17 protein-coding genes are annotated in these 14,549 nt (G+C 34.0%); 6 read left to right on the top strand and 11 right to left on the bottom strand.

Annotation, left to right across the window (positions count from 1 at the left end):
* Positions 1–242 precede the first annotated feature (242 nt).
* Positions 243–1,448, bottom strand: coding sequence for a multidrug effflux MFS transporter (locus tag DFQ06_RS18640; RefSeq protein ID WP_042505696.1), 1,206 nt, complete (start codon positions 1,446–1,448; stop codon positions 243–245).
* Between the two features lie 98 nt (positions 1,449–1,546).
* Here DFQ06_RS18640 and DFQ06_RS18635 point away from each other — a divergent pair, with 98 nt between their 5' ends.
* From DFQ06_RS18635 to DFQ06_RS18625, 3 genes are all read left to right on the top strand, one after another.
* The gene (locus tag DFQ06_RS18635) at positions 1,547–2,134 is read left to right on the top strand and encodes a Crp/Fnr family transcriptional regulator (protein ID WP_133969336.1); all 588 of its coding nucleotides are present in this window, start codon (positions 1,547–1,549) and stop codon (positions 2,132–2,134) included.
* Positions 2,135–2,285: 151 nt separating this feature from the next.
* Positions 2,286–2,864, top strand: a complete 579-nt coding sequence (locus DFQ06_RS18630; RefSeq protein ID WP_133969334.1) for a YceI family protein — start codon at positions 2,286–2,288, stop codon at positions 2,862–2,864.
* 128 nt (positions 2,865–2,992) lie between these two features.
* On the top strand, positions 2,993–3,604 hold the full coding sequence (locus DFQ06_RS18625) for a DEAD/DEAH box helicase (RefSeq protein ID WP_042499837.1): 612 nt from the start codon (positions 2,993–2,995) through the stop codon (positions 3,602–3,604).
* 2 nt (positions 3,605–3,606) lie between these two features.
* Here DFQ06_RS18625 and DFQ06_RS18620 read toward each other — a convergent pair whose 3' ends face one another.
* The 6 genes from DFQ06_RS18620 to DFQ06_RS18595 form a co-directional block, all read right to left on the bottom strand.
* Positions 3,607–5,148, bottom strand: coding sequence for an acyl-CoA carboxylase subunit beta (locus DFQ06_RS18620; RefSeq protein WP_133969332.1), 1,542 nt, complete (start codon positions 5,146–5,148; stop codon positions 3,607–3,609).
* Positions 5,149–5,181: 33 nt separating this feature from the next.
* Complete coding sequence (gene accC / locus DFQ06_RS18615) at positions 5,182–6,624, bottom strand: acetyl-CoA carboxylase biotin carboxylase subunit (RefSeq protein ID WP_074939624.1); 1,443 nt, start codon at positions 6,622–6,624, stop codon at positions 5,182–5,184.
* 12 nt (positions 6,625–6,636) lie between these two features.
* Positions 6,637–7,122 carry an acyl-CoA carboxylase biotin carboxyl carrier protein subunit gene (locus tag DFQ06_RS18610; protein ID WP_042505699.1) on the bottom strand — a complete coding sequence of 162 codons (486 nt, stop codon included), beginning with the start codon at positions 7,120–7,122 and terminating at the stop codon, positions 6,637–6,639.
* Between the two features lie 163 nt (positions 7,123–7,285).
* Complete coding sequence (locus tag DFQ06_RS18605; protein ID WP_042505701.1) at positions 7,286–7,966, bottom strand: PrsW family intramembrane metalloprotease; 681 nt, start codon at positions 7,964–7,966, stop codon at positions 7,286–7,288.
* A 36-nt stretch (positions 7,967–8,002) separates the two neighbouring features.
* Positions 8,003–8,551, bottom strand: coding sequence for an NUDIX hydrolase (locus DFQ06_RS18600; RefSeq protein ID WP_133969330.1), 549 nt, complete (start codon positions 8,549–8,551; stop codon positions 8,003–8,005).
* Positions 8,552–8,611: 60 nt separating this feature from the next.
* Complete coding sequence (locus DFQ06_RS18595; protein WP_042499830.1) at positions 8,612–9,700, bottom strand: M42 family metallopeptidase; 1,089 nt, start codon at positions 9,698–9,700, stop codon at positions 8,612–8,614.
* 138 nt (positions 9,701–9,838) lie between these two features.
* Here DFQ06_RS18595 and DFQ06_RS18590 point away from each other — a divergent pair, with 138 nt between their 5' ends.
* From DFQ06_RS18590 to DFQ06_RS18580, 3 genes are read left to right on the top strand one after another with little or no spacing between them, the layout of a single operon-like run.
* Positions 9,839–10,480, top strand: a complete 642-nt coding sequence (locus DFQ06_RS18590; RefSeq protein WP_133969376.1) for a DUF4294 domain-containing protein — start codon at positions 9,839–9,841, stop codon at positions 10,478–10,480.
* A 3-nt stretch (positions 10,481–10,483) separates the two neighbouring features.
* Complete coding sequence (gene trhA, locus DFQ06_RS18585) at positions 10,484–11,110, top strand: PAQR family membrane homeostasis protein TrhA (RefSeq protein ID WP_133969328.1); 627 nt, start codon at positions 10,484–10,486, stop codon at positions 11,108–11,110.
* Positions 11,107–11,598, top strand: a complete 492-nt coding sequence (locus DFQ06_RS18580) for a GNAT family N-acetyltransferase (protein ID WP_133969326.1) — start codon at positions 11,107–11,109, stop codon at positions 11,596–11,598. The genes trhA and DFQ06_RS18580 overlap by 4 nt, the downstream gene beginning before the upstream one ends.
* An 8-nt stretch (positions 11,599–11,606) precedes the next feature.
* On the opposite strand, the gene DFQ06_RS18575 is transcribed toward DFQ06_RS18580, so the two are convergent.
* From DFQ06_RS18575 to DFQ06_RS18560, 4 genes are all read right to left on the bottom strand, one after another.
* Complete coding sequence (locus DFQ06_RS18575) at positions 11,607–12,035, bottom strand: DUF4268 domain-containing protein (RefSeq protein ID WP_074939635.1); 429 nt, start codon at positions 12,033–12,035, stop codon at positions 11,607–11,609.
* A gap of 50 nt (positions 12,036–12,085) precedes the next feature.
* Positions 12,086–12,727, bottom strand: a complete 642-nt coding sequence (locus DFQ06_RS18570; protein ID WP_042505708.1) for an O-methyltransferase — start codon at positions 12,725–12,727, stop codon at positions 12,086–12,088.
* A 90-nt stretch (positions 12,728–12,817) separates the two neighbouring features.
* Positions 12,818–13,900 (bottom strand): amidohydrolase family protein, encoded by a 1,083-nt coding sequence (locus tag DFQ06_RS18565; protein ID WP_133969324.1) that lies wholly within the window; start codon positions 13,898–13,900, stop codon positions 12,818–12,820.
* Positions 13,901–13,987: 87 nt separating this feature from the next.
* Positions 13,988–14,521, bottom strand: a complete 534-nt coding sequence (locus DFQ06_RS18560; RefSeq protein WP_042499819.1) for a 3-hydroxyanthranilate 3,4-dioxygenase — start codon at positions 14,519–14,521, stop codon at positions 13,988–13,990.
* Positions 14,522–14,549 lie beyond the last annotated feature (28 nt).

The following is a 14,549-nucleotide window of genomic DNA, read 5'->3' as shown; positions in this document are numbered from 1 at the left end:
AAGTGAAACTTATAAGCTAGCAAAATTACGAAAGTTTTTATTGGTGCGGAAGCTTATGCAATGTAAAGTTAGAATGCTATTTTATTGATGAAATGCCCTATGAAAATGCAGGTTATTCCCGAAATTGATGATAAATTTATATTCAAAAATGGTATTATTTAAAAATATGAAAGTATTAACCTTTTGGTGGAAATGTTAAACCCTATAGTTTATGTGGTTTTATGATCTAAAAAAGATGCGTTTTATGCGGCTGCTAAACGTGTTTTTCTTCTTAAAAGAACGAAAACAAGAATAGATAAAATACCAAAAAGAGAAAATCCAATAAACAGTGGTAAAACCGATGTTTTTACAAAAGTGCCAATATAATGTGCAATAGGTACCGCTAAAACAGTTGATAAAAAACCATTTATTGCAGCTCCAATTCCTGCAATATGCCCGATAGGTTGCATGGCTAATGCTCGTAAATTTCCAAATAAAAAACCAACAGCAAAAAACTGTAAAGCTAAAAATGAGATAAGAGTATAAATACTTGGGTTTTGTCCAGATGAAAATAAAACCACATATAATACCGAAATAAAAGCATAAGCTAGAGTAGAGTAATATGCAATTTTCATCATACCAAATCGCTCAACAAGTTGGCTATTTAAAAATGTGGCAAAACCAATAGAGATCGCAAGACTGGCAAAAATATATGGAAACATTTCAGCTAAATCATATTGCTCTTGAAAAATTTGTTGCGAGGTACTTAAATATACCATAAACGAGCCGGTAATAAAACCTGAAACTAGAGTAAATGCTACAGATTCTTTATATTTAAAAAACTCTTTAGCGCCATTGATAAATAGATGCGAAGAGAATTTTATACGTTTTTCTTTTGGTAAAGTTTCGGGTTGTCTCAGCCAAAACCAAATCATGATGATTAAACCAAAAATTAGGTTGAAGTAAAATATAGCTTGCCAATTAAAAAGGTTCATTAAAAATTGACCAAACATAGGAGCTATAACCGGGACTAAAATGAAAAACATAACTACAAAAGATAAAATTTTAGCCATGTAATCGCCACTAAATTCATCACGCACCATAGAGGTACTTAAACTTCTTGGTGAAGACAAGCCAATACCTTGTAGAATACGTCCAAAAAGCATCATTTCGTAACTTTCTGTTGTTACACAAATAATACTGGCAATAATAAAAACAATAAACCCAACGTAAACAATGGGTTTACGACCAAAACTATCTGAAATAGGTCCAAAAATAAGTTGGCCAAAACCGATGCCTAAAAAAATCATGGTGATCAAAAGCTGATTCTGGCTTGAGCTTGTAGCGCCTAGCGAGGCTCCAATTTCGGGTAAAGCTGGCAAAAGCGCATCGATCGTTAAGGCAACAATAGACATTAAGGATGCCATTAAAGCCACGAATTCAAACTTTACTTTTTTGATTTTTTCCATCGGGCAAAGGTAAAATATTATAAATCTACAGGTATTCAATTAACATTTATTAACGTTATAATATTATCACTAAATTTGATTCGAATAATTACATATAAATGAATATAAAACCGCTTTTAGATTATATAGAAAACCACGTAGATTTAACGCTTAAAGAAGAAGCGTTTTTAAAGTCTAAAGTGGTTTGTAGAAAATATTTAAAAGGGCAATATATTATACAGCAAGGCGATGTGTGTAAACATGTTTGTTTTGTTATTTCGGGTTGTACCAAAACCTTTTATTTAGATAGAGAAGGTCAGGAGCATGTGTTATCTTTTGCAATAGAAAATTGGTGGACTTCCGATATGGGGAGTTTTATTTCGCAAACACCTGCCGATTATAATGTGCTATGTTTAGAGAATACAGAAGTTGTTATGTTTCTTTACGATAATTCGGAAATATTATATACCGAAATACCTAAACTAGAACGGTTTTTTAGACAAATAGTGGAGCGTGCATATACAGCTTCGCAAAAGCGAATTGTGCGCAGTTTTAGTCTTACTGCTAAAGAACGTTATATAATCTTTAAAAAAGAATATCCAAAAATAGAAAAACGTATTCCACAATATTTAGTGGCATCATACCTTGGTATTACTAAAGAGTTTCTTAGTAAAATTAAAAGTCAGCTGGCTCAAAAAAGCCAATAATTCTTCATCTTAAAAAAAAATATAACTTCAGAATAAAAGTAAATGTTAAACTAGATTAACATCATTTAATAATCTACTTCAATGTATAGTTTTTAAAAGCGTCGCACCTTTGTGGTATAATATATAAACAGATAAATAAATTTATATCACAATGAAAAATTCAATTAAAAATATAGCACTTGTTGCTTTTGTAGCGCTTTTTACATTTTCTTTTACAACTATTGAAAAGGATAAAAAAGAGATTAAAACAGAAAGTAGTAAAGTGGTTTGGAAAGGTTATAAAGTTACAGGTTCTCACGAAGGTACTATCGATATTAAGTCTGGTGCTTTAGATTTTGATGGCGATAAATTAATTGGCGGAAACATCACTATAGATATGACAACTTTAGTATCTACCGATTTAGAAGGCGAGTATAAAGGAAAACTTGAAGGTCATTTAAAATCTGATGATTTCTTTGGTGTTGAAACTCATAATACATCAACTTTAGAATTTATAGAGGTCAAGGCTTCAGGTAAAAACTCGTATGATGTTACTGGAAAATTAACCATTAAAGGAAAAACAAATTCAGTAAAATTTACAATTTCTATTTATGGAAATAAAGCAACCGCAAACTTAAAAGTAGATAGAACGAAATACGGTGTAAAGTATGGTTCTGCAAGCTTTTTTGATGATTTGAAAGATAAGGCTATTTACGATGAATTCGATTTAGTTGCCGATTTAGAGTTTTAATAGCAGCCTAATTTTTTAGGTAAAAGAGAAAGACGTTCAGTAATGAACGTCTTTTTTTGTTTTTAAGGTTTCTCTTTTAGATAATGAAAAGCCTATCTTTGAAAATCTATTAAAAGAAACTTCATTTTATGTCATTTAAAAAACTAATTGAGCCATTAAAAGATACGCTTAAAACCAAAGGCATTGAAACGCCATTGCCTCTTCAAAAGAAAATTTTGTCCAGAATTAAAGGTGGTTCGAGCATGTATGTTTATGCGCCAAAAGGTTCAGGGAAAACATCGAGCATAATTATAAGTGTTATTCAGAAACTGAAAAACGCTCATGAAGATGCTCCACGAGCCCTTATTTTTGTAAAAGACAAGCAAACAGCATTAGATTTGGAGTTAGAATTTAATAGCTATAAGCGTGGTACCGATTTGCGTGTTTATTGTGCTTACGATGAAAAAAATATTGACGATCAACGTGATGAAATCTATTACGGTACCGATATTGTAATTGCTACACCAAAGCGATTGAATAGATTGTTTTACTTAAATGCAGTAAATTTAAATAGACTACAAATGTGTATTGTAGACGACTCTGAATTTTTATTTAGAAATAATAATTTAGCTGAAGTAACTAGAACGCCAGAAAGTATTGGCAAATGTCAATATTTAGTATTTGCTGAAAAACCGGACGCTAGATACGCGCGCTGGCAAGACACCTTTATGTATAATGCCGAGATTGTAAATATGTTGTAGTGTTACAACGGAATATTACCGTGTTTACGTTTTGGAACGTTAACTTCTTTATTTTCTAACATAGCAAAAGCTTTAATTAATTTTCTTCTTGTATCTTCAGGAAGAATAACCTCATCTATAAAACCACGTTGAGCAGCACGGTATGGATTTGCAAATTTTTCGGCGTATTCGGCTTCTTTTTCTGCAAGTTTTTCTGAAGGATTCTCGGCATTAGAAATTTCTTTTTTAAATATAATTTCACTGGCACCTTTGGCTCCCATAACAGCAATTTCGGCACCTGGCCAAGCAAAGTTTAAGTCGGCTCCAATGTGTTTAGAATTCATAACGTCGTAAGCGCCACCATAAGCTTTTCTGGTAATTACGGTTACTCGTGGCACTGTAGCTTCACTTAAGGCATATAACAGTTTAGCACCGTTTACAATAATGCCATTCCATTCTTGATCTGTTCCTGGTAAAAAACCAGGCACATCTACTAGCACTAACAATGGTATATTAAAACAATCGCAAAAACGTGTAAATCTTGCTGCTTTTTTAGAACTGTTTACATCTAAAACTCCTGCAAGAAATTGCGGTTGGTTGGCAACAATACCAATACTTTTTCCGCCTAAGCGAGCAAAACCTACAATAATATTTTCGGCATAATCTTTATGTATTTCGTAAAAAGAATCGGTGTCGATAATTCCCGAAATAACCTGATGCATGTCATAAGGTTTATTTGAGTTATCAGGAACAATAGTGGCGAGCACATCTCGAACTTCATCTTGTAAATTATAATCTAAAGGCTTTGCGGTTTCGGTGTTGTTTTGTGGTAAATAACTTAAAAGTGTTTTTAAATCATCTAAGCATTCAATATCATTTGCTGAGGTTTTATGAGCAACACCCGATTTGGAGGCATGGGTTTGTGCGCCACCCAAATCTTCACTACTTACTTCTTCATTAGTTACCGTTTTTACAACATTTGGACCCGTAACAAACATGTAGCTTGTGTTTTCTACCATTAAAGTGAAGTCCGTCATGGCAGGAGAATAGACTGCTCCACCAGCACAAGGCCCCATAATAGCCGAAATTTGAGGAATAACTCCCGAGGCTTGTACATTTCTGTAAAAAATATCGGCATAGCCACCAAGTGAGCGTACACCTTCTTGAATTCGAGCGCCACCAGAATCATTTAAACCGATAATAGGAGCGCCTACTTTTACAGCCAAATCCATTATTTTACAAATCTTTTCAGCATGAGTTTCTGATAAGGCACCACCAAAAACAGTAAAATCTTGGGCGTAAATATATACCAATCTACCATTAATAGTGCCATAGCCTGTAATAACACCATCGCCATAATACAATTGGTTTTCCATACCAAAATCTGTGGTTCGGTGCGTTACCAATGCACCAGTTTCTTCAAAAGAACCTTGGTCCATTATGTAATTTACACGTTCTCTCGCGGTTAGTTTTTTCTTGGCGTGTTGTTTATCTATGCGTTTTTTTCCGCCGCCTAAATGAGCTTCGGCAATACGTTTGTTGAGTTGGTCTACTTTTGAATCCATGGCTTTTTTGTTATTCCGAGGTTTTAATGTTGCCTACTTAATAGGTAATCGTAAAATCTTCTGGTCTTCTAAATATTGTTTAACGGCAATTAGTGCGGCAATTTTGGCTTCAGTTTCCGATTCAGCTTTAATAGCTTCTGGATTATAATGTTGTTTTACAAAATGCGTATCGAAATTTCCAGATTGAAAAGCCTCATGGTTACAAACAAACTTTCCAAAATTTAATGTGGTTTGTACGCCTTCAACGTGATAATTATCAATAGCTTTTATCATTAACTGAATGGCTTCTTCTCTCGTTTTTCCGTAGGTTATTAATTTTGCCAACATGGGGTCGTAATAGATAGGGATATCCATACCTTGCTCAAAACCGTTGTCTACTCTAATGTTATCACCTTCGGGTAGTTTGTAAACTTCTAAGTTACCTACGCTTGGCAGAAAATTATTTAATGGGTCTTCGGCATAAATCCTTAACTCTAATGCGTGGCCTTTAATTTTTAAATCGTCTTGTTTTATTTGAAGTGCTTCGCCTCGTGCAATTTTTATTTGTAGTTCAACTAGATCCACTCCAGAAATAAGTTCCGTTACCGGATGTTCCACTTGCAAACGTGTATTCATTTCTAAAAAATAAAAATTTTGATTTTCATCTAATAAAAACTCAACAGTTCCTGCTCCCAAGTAATCACAAGATTTGGCCACTTTTATAGCGGCTTCTCCCATTTTTTCACGAAGTTCTGGCGATAAAATACATGATGGAGCTTCTTCAATAACCTTTTGATGACGGCGTTGTATGCTGCATTCTCTTTCAAAAAAGTGCAACACATTACCATGACTATCCGCCATAATTTGAATTTCTATATGTCGTGGGGAACTTATATATTTCTCAATAAAAACGGAGCCGTCTCCAAATGCAGATGTGGCTTCGCTTATAGCGCGATTCATCTGCGATTCTAAATCGGCTTCTTGCTCTACAACGCGCATGCCTTTTCCGCCACCACCTGCCGATGCTTTTATTAAAATAGGAAACCCAATTTCTTTTGCAATGGTTTTCGCTTTTTCAACATTGGTTATGGCTTCGTCGATTCCTGGAACCATTGGGATATTATAATGCTTTACGGCATCTTTTGCAGCTAATTTACTCCCCATTATTTTAATGGCTTTCGATTTTGGACCAATAAAAATAATGTTGTTAGCCTCGCATGCTTCCGCAAAAGCGGCATTTTCACTTAAAAAACCATAGCCAGGATGTATGGCATCGGCATTAAGGCTTTTAGCAACTTCAATAATTTTATCGGCTCGTAGATATGATTGGTTGGATGGTGGTTCGCCAATGCAAACGGCTTCATCTGCAAATTTAACATGTGGTGCATTTCGATCTGCTTTAGAAAATACGGCTACTGTTTTTATACCCATTTTCTGAGCCGTTTTCATTATACGAATGGCTATTTCTCCTCGATTTGCAATTAATATTTTCTTCATGTTTTATATTAATTATTCAAATTCAATTAATAAATAGTTTTTTTCTACGGCATCACCTTTTACAGCAGAAATCGATTTGATAATTCCGTCTCGTGGTGAAGTAATTATATTTTCCATTTTCATGGCCTCTAATATTAATAGCGGATCGTTTTCTTTAACCTCTTGTCTTGTTTTAACAAAAACCTCTAAAATTAATCCAGGCATTGGCGCTTTTAATTCATTAATGTGTTTAGAAGCGTTGTTTTCAAACCCCATTTCTGTTATTAATCTATCTAAATCGTCAGAAATTTCAACTCTATAAGTGATGTTATTAACTTGTATAGTATAAGTTTTATTTAAGAAATTGCTTTCTGAAATTTCAACTTGATACGATTTGTTATTATGAAGAATGTGTCTGCTGTTTTCGGAAGTATTTATAGCATCTAGTTGGTATGCATCTTCTTTCGAAATTTCAAAAACCTGATTATTGTTCACTTTCGTTATAAACTGTTTACTCATAAAATCCAGATTAGTTTGTAGTAAATATAAGGATTTTAAGATTCAATGTTATGTTTACTTTATTGAATCAATAAAAGTATATCAAGATGTTTAAAAAGTAATTAAATCACTTTCGGACTTATATTTTTTAGAATGAGTTTACTTTTATTAGAGGAAAATTATGTTATAATTCAATTTTAAAATGAGAGTTTTCTTGATGTTGTTTTATTGCTTTTTTAGAAAGTAAAATTCCGATAAAAAGTGAAACGAAAGCACCTATCCAAATTCCTGGAATAAAATCGATGAATAAAAAGAAATCATAAGCACCATGAAAAATTACAGCGAGTAGTAAACCGGTTAAGTTTAAAACTATTTTGTTTTTAGAGAATTTAGCTTTTCCCATAAAATAGCCCATTAAAATGCCAAAAGTAGCATGCGCAGGAATTGCTGTTATGGCACGTAAAAAAGCTGTTTCAAAACCACTGTCAAAAACATAAACAATGTTTTCGGTAGCAGCAAAACCCATGGAGACCACTACAGCATATACAATACCATCGAATGGTTCGTTAAAAGCTTTTTGAGTTTGAGCAAAATAGCGCACAATAACGTATTTGCTGAATTCTTCGGTTAAGGCAACAACCAAAAAGGCTTTTATAAATAATTGAAGTAGACTCGTGTGGTCGTCTAGTGGTAAAATATAATCGAAAACGTAATACATTAACGAGGTAATAATAATGCTAATTACGGCGCCTAATAAAAAAGCGATAAGCATAAGCCGCTTTGGTTCTTTCTCGTATTTATCTTTTATGTAGATGTAAATAATAACTAGAAAAACAGGTGCAATTGCCGAAAGTAGTAATGCCATTAAGGTGTTTTTTAAATAAGATTTTCGATAAGTAAATTAAATTTGTGCTTTTAATTTATCGAGTACAAATTGATAGTATGCTTTGTTTGAGGGGATAAAATGATTGTCGGTACTGTTTTCTAAGTGTAATTTAAACTGACTGAAAGAAACGAGTTTTAATGCTTCAACTTCTTCTTCTTGTGCAGTAAGTTCTGTGATGTCGACTTTTAGTTCAGCAATAAAAACATGGTGAAATTCATTATCTTGGATAGCTCCATCTGCATAAGCTGTTAAATGTTTATTAACGCCTATTTTAATTAAATCAGTTGGTTTAAGTAATAAACCTAATTCTTCTTGAGTTTCACGTATGGCAGCGGTTTCTATAGATTCGCCGGCATCAATATGGCCAGCAGCCGATACATCCCAAAGTAGCGGGTAGATGGCTTTTTTATGAGAGCGCTGCTGGAGCAAAATTTCACCTTGACGCGTAAACAACCAAAGGTGAATGGTATTGTGAAACCATCCGTTTTTATGAGCTTCAGACTTTAAAGCTACTTTACCTGTTTGGTCACCATTTTCGGATACAATATCGATATATTCGTCCATAAACTAAGATTAAAAAAGCCTCATGTAAATGAGGCTTTTGTGTGTTATATTTAAATGTAATTAGTCGAAATAACTAAATGTTTCTCCATCTTTAATGTTTAATAACGTTTCATAAATCATTTTAATAACGTTTTCAACATCATCTCTATGTACCATTTCTACAGTAGTATGCATGTATCGAAGTGGTAAAGAAATTAAAGCAGAAGCTACGCCTCCATTACTGTAAGCAAAAGCATCGGTATCTGTTCCTGTGGCTCTAGAAAGTGCAGAGCGTTGAAAAGGAATGCCTTTAGCCTCGGCTGTTTCTGTAATTAAATCGCGTAATTTTTGTTGTACTGCAGGAGCATAAGCAATTACAGGTCCGCTACCAATTTGTAAGTCACCTTGAGATTTCTTTTCAATCATTGGTGTGGTTGTATCGTGTGTTACATCGGTAACAATAGCCACATTTGGTTTAATAGTTTGGGTAATCATTTCGGCACCACGTAAACCAATTTCTTCTTGTACAGAATTTGTAATGTATAGTCCAAATGGTAATTCTTTTTTATTTTCCTTTAGTAAACGAGCTACTTCAGCAATCATAAAACCACCCATACGGTTATCTAATGCACGACAAACAAATTTATCACCATTTAAAATATGAAATTCATCTGGGTAAGTAATTACACAACCAACATGAATGTTTAATTTTTCTACCTCTTCTTTAGTTTTGCAACCACAATCGATAAAAATATTGTCAGGTTTTGGAGCTTCTTCGTTCGCTTTATTTCTTGTGTGTATGGCTGGCCAACCAAAAACACCTTTTACAATACCATTTTTAGTATGGATATTTACAATTTTACTTGGTGCAATTTGATGATCACTACCACCGTTTCTAATCACGTAAATAAGTCCGTCATCAGAAATATAATTAACATACCACGAAATTTCATCGGCATGACCTTCAATCACAACCTTGTATTTTGCATCCGGATTAATTACCCCAACCGCAGTACCATAGGTGTCTGTGATAAAAGTATCTACATACGGTTTTAAATAATCCATCCATATTTTCTGTCCTTCCCATTCGTATCCGGTAGGAGCTGCATTATTTAAATATTTTTCAAGAAAGTCCATAGACTTTTCGTTCAGTATACTCTTCTTTGCCATTTTATTAAGTTTTGCACTAAAATAATAATATAAATAGAAAAAAAATGTTTTAAAGGGAGTAAATTATTAATTTTGACATACTAATTATCTTGTGATATTTTGACGACATTTTTTAAATACATATTCTTCATATTCCCGATGTTACTTATCGCGCAAGTTAGCGATGTGGAGCAAGATACTACTGTAGGTAAATATTTAATAATAAAAGGCGATAGCATTCCGCGAACCACTATAGATTTAGATGCTGTAATGATTTTACCTCGGCTTAAATTTGAGAATAGAGAGGAGCGTATTCGGTATTTAATTTTGCGCCGAAAAACGTTAAAAGTATACCCGTATGCAAAAATGGCTGCAGATCGATTAGATTCACTAACTAAGCATTTAGCGACACTTACTAAAAATCGGGAAAAGAAAAAGTATACTAGAAAAATACAGAAATATATTGAAGGTGAATTTTCAGATGAATTAAAGAAAATGAGTCGTACCGAAGGGCAAATACTCGTGAAATTAATACATCGACAAACCGGAATTACTACGTTTGAATTAGTGAAAGAATTACGAAACGGTTGGCGTGCCTTTTGGTATAATACCACGGCAAGTATGTTCGATATTTCACTAAAACGAGAATTCGATCCTGAAAATGAAAAAGAGGATTATTTAATTGAAGATATCCTACAGCGAAACTTTCAAAGCGGACGATTAGTGCGTCAAAAATCGGCTATTCCGTTCGATTTTTATACCCTAACAGAAAAGTGGCGAAACACACCCGAAAAACCATAAATTATGCGAATTCAAACACCTTTTGAAGAAAAACTGAATGCTCTAACCCATGGTATTGGTGCTGTTTTAGGTGTTGTAGCGTTAATTTTATTGATAAAATATAATGCGCACAAAACGCCATGGGGTTTGTTTAGTGTTATTGTTTATGGCATTTCTATTATTGTTTTATTTACCGCATCAACATTGTACCATTCTGTTATAAAAGAGAAGCAAAAACATATATTTCGGATTATAGATCACATTAGTATTTATGTACTTATAGCCGGAACTTACACTCCTGTTTGTTTAATTACACTCGACCAAAGTTTTGGGTGGCCAATGTTTTGGGTTGTTTGGGGTATTGCTCTTTTTGGAGTTGTTTTAAAAATTTTCTTTACAGGAAGGTTTGAACTCTTTTCAACCTTACTATATTTAGTCATGGGTTGGCTTATTGTTTTCGATTTTACATCTTTATCTGACGGCATAGGAAGCAATGGTGTTTTGTTTTTGTTTGCAGGCGGTTTATCTTACACCATCGGTATTATTTTTTATGCCATTCAAAAAATTCCATACAACCATGTTATTTGGCATTTATTTGTTTTGTCGGGAGCCGTTTTTCATTTTTTCATGATTTTTAATTACGTGATATGATAGCAGTTAAAAGTGTAAAAACTCAAGAGGGTTTTAAGTTAGTAGAAACCTTAGCGAGCCAAATTTGGTATCAGCATTATCCTGATATTATCGGTTTAGAGCAGGTAGAGTATATGCTAGCAAAATTTAATTCCGCGAAAGCGATTGAAGAACAAGTTCGTTTAGGCGTGCAGTTTTACTGTTTAATCTATAACGAAACACCTGTTGGTTATATGGCCATTAAGCCAGAAGGCGATTTTTTATTTTTAAGTAAATTGTACGTTGCAGAAACTTCTAGAGGAAAAGGTGTTGGTCGGGTTGCTTTAAATTTTATAGATGAAGAGGCAAAAAAACAACAACTTTTAGGCATAAGGTTGAAGGTGAATAAATATAATACAGCATCTATTGCAGCCTACGAAAAATTAGGCTTTAAAAACGTAAAAGCATCTGTTACCGATATTGGAAACGGCTTTGTTATGGACGATTTTGAAATGGAAAAGTTGTTCTAGTTGAAGTGTTAACCTTCAATAACATCTTTGTATTCCTCGAAAAAAGCTTCAAATAAATTCATGTTTACATTAAAAAACTCCATCACATCGCGCCATGTGTTTTTGTTGTGGATAGAAACTTTTTGTTCTAACGGAACATAAATTCTCGAAATTTCTTTTTCATTATCTAAAAAATAAGCTTCGTTGTAAATGGCGTCAGGCAAGTATTCATCTAACAAAATAGATTTTAAAGCCTCTAGTTTTTCCCAATGATTAATGCGGTGTTCCAAATCGTCTTCAAGATCTAAAGCGATTAAAGCACTTCGGTTATCAAAATGAAATTTAAAGCTTAACCCTTTTAATTTTGTGTTGTATAAAATCCACTTTCGTGGGAAAGATTTTCCGAAACTGGTCCAGAATTCTTCTCTCATTTTTCTTGATTCTTCTTTACTAAACATTTAAAATATATGTTTTCTAATTTCCGCGAAAGCGAAAATCTTATTAATTTTTATCGTTTTCTACTCACCGTCAGCCCGTCACGAATAGGTAAAACAACGGTTTCTATTCTTGGGTCTTCTTTTAAAAGTGTGTTGTAATCCAAAACAGCTTTAGTCGATTTATCTTTAGGGTCTAGAGGCTCGATTACTTTACCATGCCACAACACATTATCGGAAATAATGATACCACCTGGATTTAGCTTTTCAATAATTAAATGAAAATAATTGACGTAGTTTGGTTTATCGGCATCAATAAAAATTAAATCGAAGGTTTTATCCAAAGTCGGGATAATGTCAATGGCATTCCCGAGGTGCTGAAAAATTTGGTGTCCATATTCCGATTTATCGAAATATTTACGTTGAAAATCAAATAGTTCCTCATTCACATCAACAGTGTGTAACTCACCATCTTTTTGTAAACCTTCAGCTAAACATAAAGAGGCGTAACCTGTAAAAGTGCCGAGTTCCAAAATGTTTTTTGGGTTTTTAAGTTTAGAAATCATGCTTAAAACGCGCCCTTGGTAGGGACCGCTGAGCATAATAGGCTGTAAAATTTTCTGATACGTTTCGCGGGTAAGTTGCTGTAATAATGAAGGTTCGTCTTCAGAATGGTTTACAACATAGGCGTCTAATTCTTCGGGTAAAAAGTGCATTTAGAATTTGTTCTTTTCGTAATGAATAAAACACAAAAGTATTACTTTTTTATAATCTTTAGTCTTCTGATACTTAAAAGGAGCTGCGTATTATCCTAAAATTCTAGCTATTAATTTTTCTTTTGCTACTTCATCATCACCACAAAGCCATTGCACCACGTTATTTTCCCAAATATCATCGTATTCGGTGGTGGTAATAATGTCGCGTTCCACAGCTAAATCTAAAATTTTCCCTGGGTATGATGATTGTTTATCACTTTCCATTTCACCTAAAGGGTAAGGATCGTCGAGCCCCATGATAACTTGTTTAGAACCGTGATTTCTAATTAGTAACTCCAAGCCGCCAGTATCATGCACCAAAGTGTCGAAGAATATGTTTTTATGCCCCACGGCTTTTCTTGGGTGGTGTTTACCTTCGAATAAATCGGGTCTGCCATCAAAACCTTGAATACGTCGGCCCAAATTAATTTGCGCCAACTGTCCGCCATGAGCAAAGCAAGTACGCATGTTTGGATATTTTTCTTGATAACCGTTTAATGTTAAAAAATGATATGCATCGCCACATTGTGCCAACATCCAAATAAGATGAAAACGCCAAGATGTATTTTCTAATTTTATAAATTTTTCCCCATCGTAAGGGTGAATTTCAACGGCTAAATTGTATTTGTTAGCCAACTCGAAAATAGGTTCGTTTTCTTCATCAAAAATACAACGCCATGTGCCAATGGTATCCATGTAGTGCGTTGGTAAGCAAAGCAATTGCATGCCATGCGTTTCTACGCAACGTTCAATTTCCCAACAGGCACTACGAATAAAACCTGGATGCACCACAAAGCCACAAGTGAATTTACTAGGGTGTTCTCGCTGAATACGTGCGTTAAAATCATTTTGAAAACGTAACGCTTTTTTCATTTCTTCAACACGTAAACCATTGCCATAAAGTTGCGATAGATTTAACACCACAGCATGATCTAGCTTGTTGCGCTCCATCCATTCTAATTTTTCGTCTAGGAAAAAACTAGAGTCGGTTACGGGGCGTTTCCAATCTTTTTGAAGCATAAATTTCCGGTCTTTATCCACCCAAAAAATGCCTTTTTCTTGCATGTAATCAGGTATTTCTTCCGGATAGGGAAGTAAGTGGGAATGTCCGTTAATTCTAAGTTTACGTTTCATGTGTTTTGTTTCAGCGAAAGCGAAAAAAGTTTTATGTTGTTTAGAAAATACGACTTCAAACAGGAATATCTAAAGTTTTAAAAAGTGCTATTCAATTTTAACCTTTTTAGGAGGTTGCATAACTTCACTGCAATTTGGGCAGGTGCGTTTGTGCTGATCGCTGTAATAATTATCGAAAATTTTAGGCATATCGGTTTCAATATTCTCTAGTGTAAAATCTTCTTCGTAAAGTTTGGTTACACAGTTTTCGCAAAACCAAACTAAAGCATCTTTAGTACCTTCTGGGCGTTTGTACTCGATAACTAAACCAACAGTGTTGGCTCCACGTTGCGGAGAATGTGGCACTTTTGCTGGTAATAAATAAATATCACCTTCTTTTATATGTACATCTTTAGGCGTGCCTTTATCAATAATTTTTAAAACAATATCGCCTTCAATTTGATAGAAAAACTCTGGAGTTTCATTGTAATGATAATCTTTTCGGCTGTTTGGACCTCCAACAACCATAACAATAAAATCGGCATCTTTCCAAACCACTTTGTTACCAACGGGTGGTTTTAATAAATGTCTGTTTTCTTCAATCCAAGCTTTAAAATTTAAAGGAGAAACTAGTTTACTCATTTTTTATATTTTGAATTAAGTTTTTATA

It is taken from the genome of Algibacter lectus (genome assembly GCF_004368925.1).
GTDB classification, from domain to species: domain Bacteria; phylum Bacteroidota; class Bacteroidia; order Flavobacteriales; family Flavobacteriaceae; genus Algibacter; species Algibacter lectus.
This window is presented reverse-complemented; position numbering and strand designations above follow the sequence as displayed.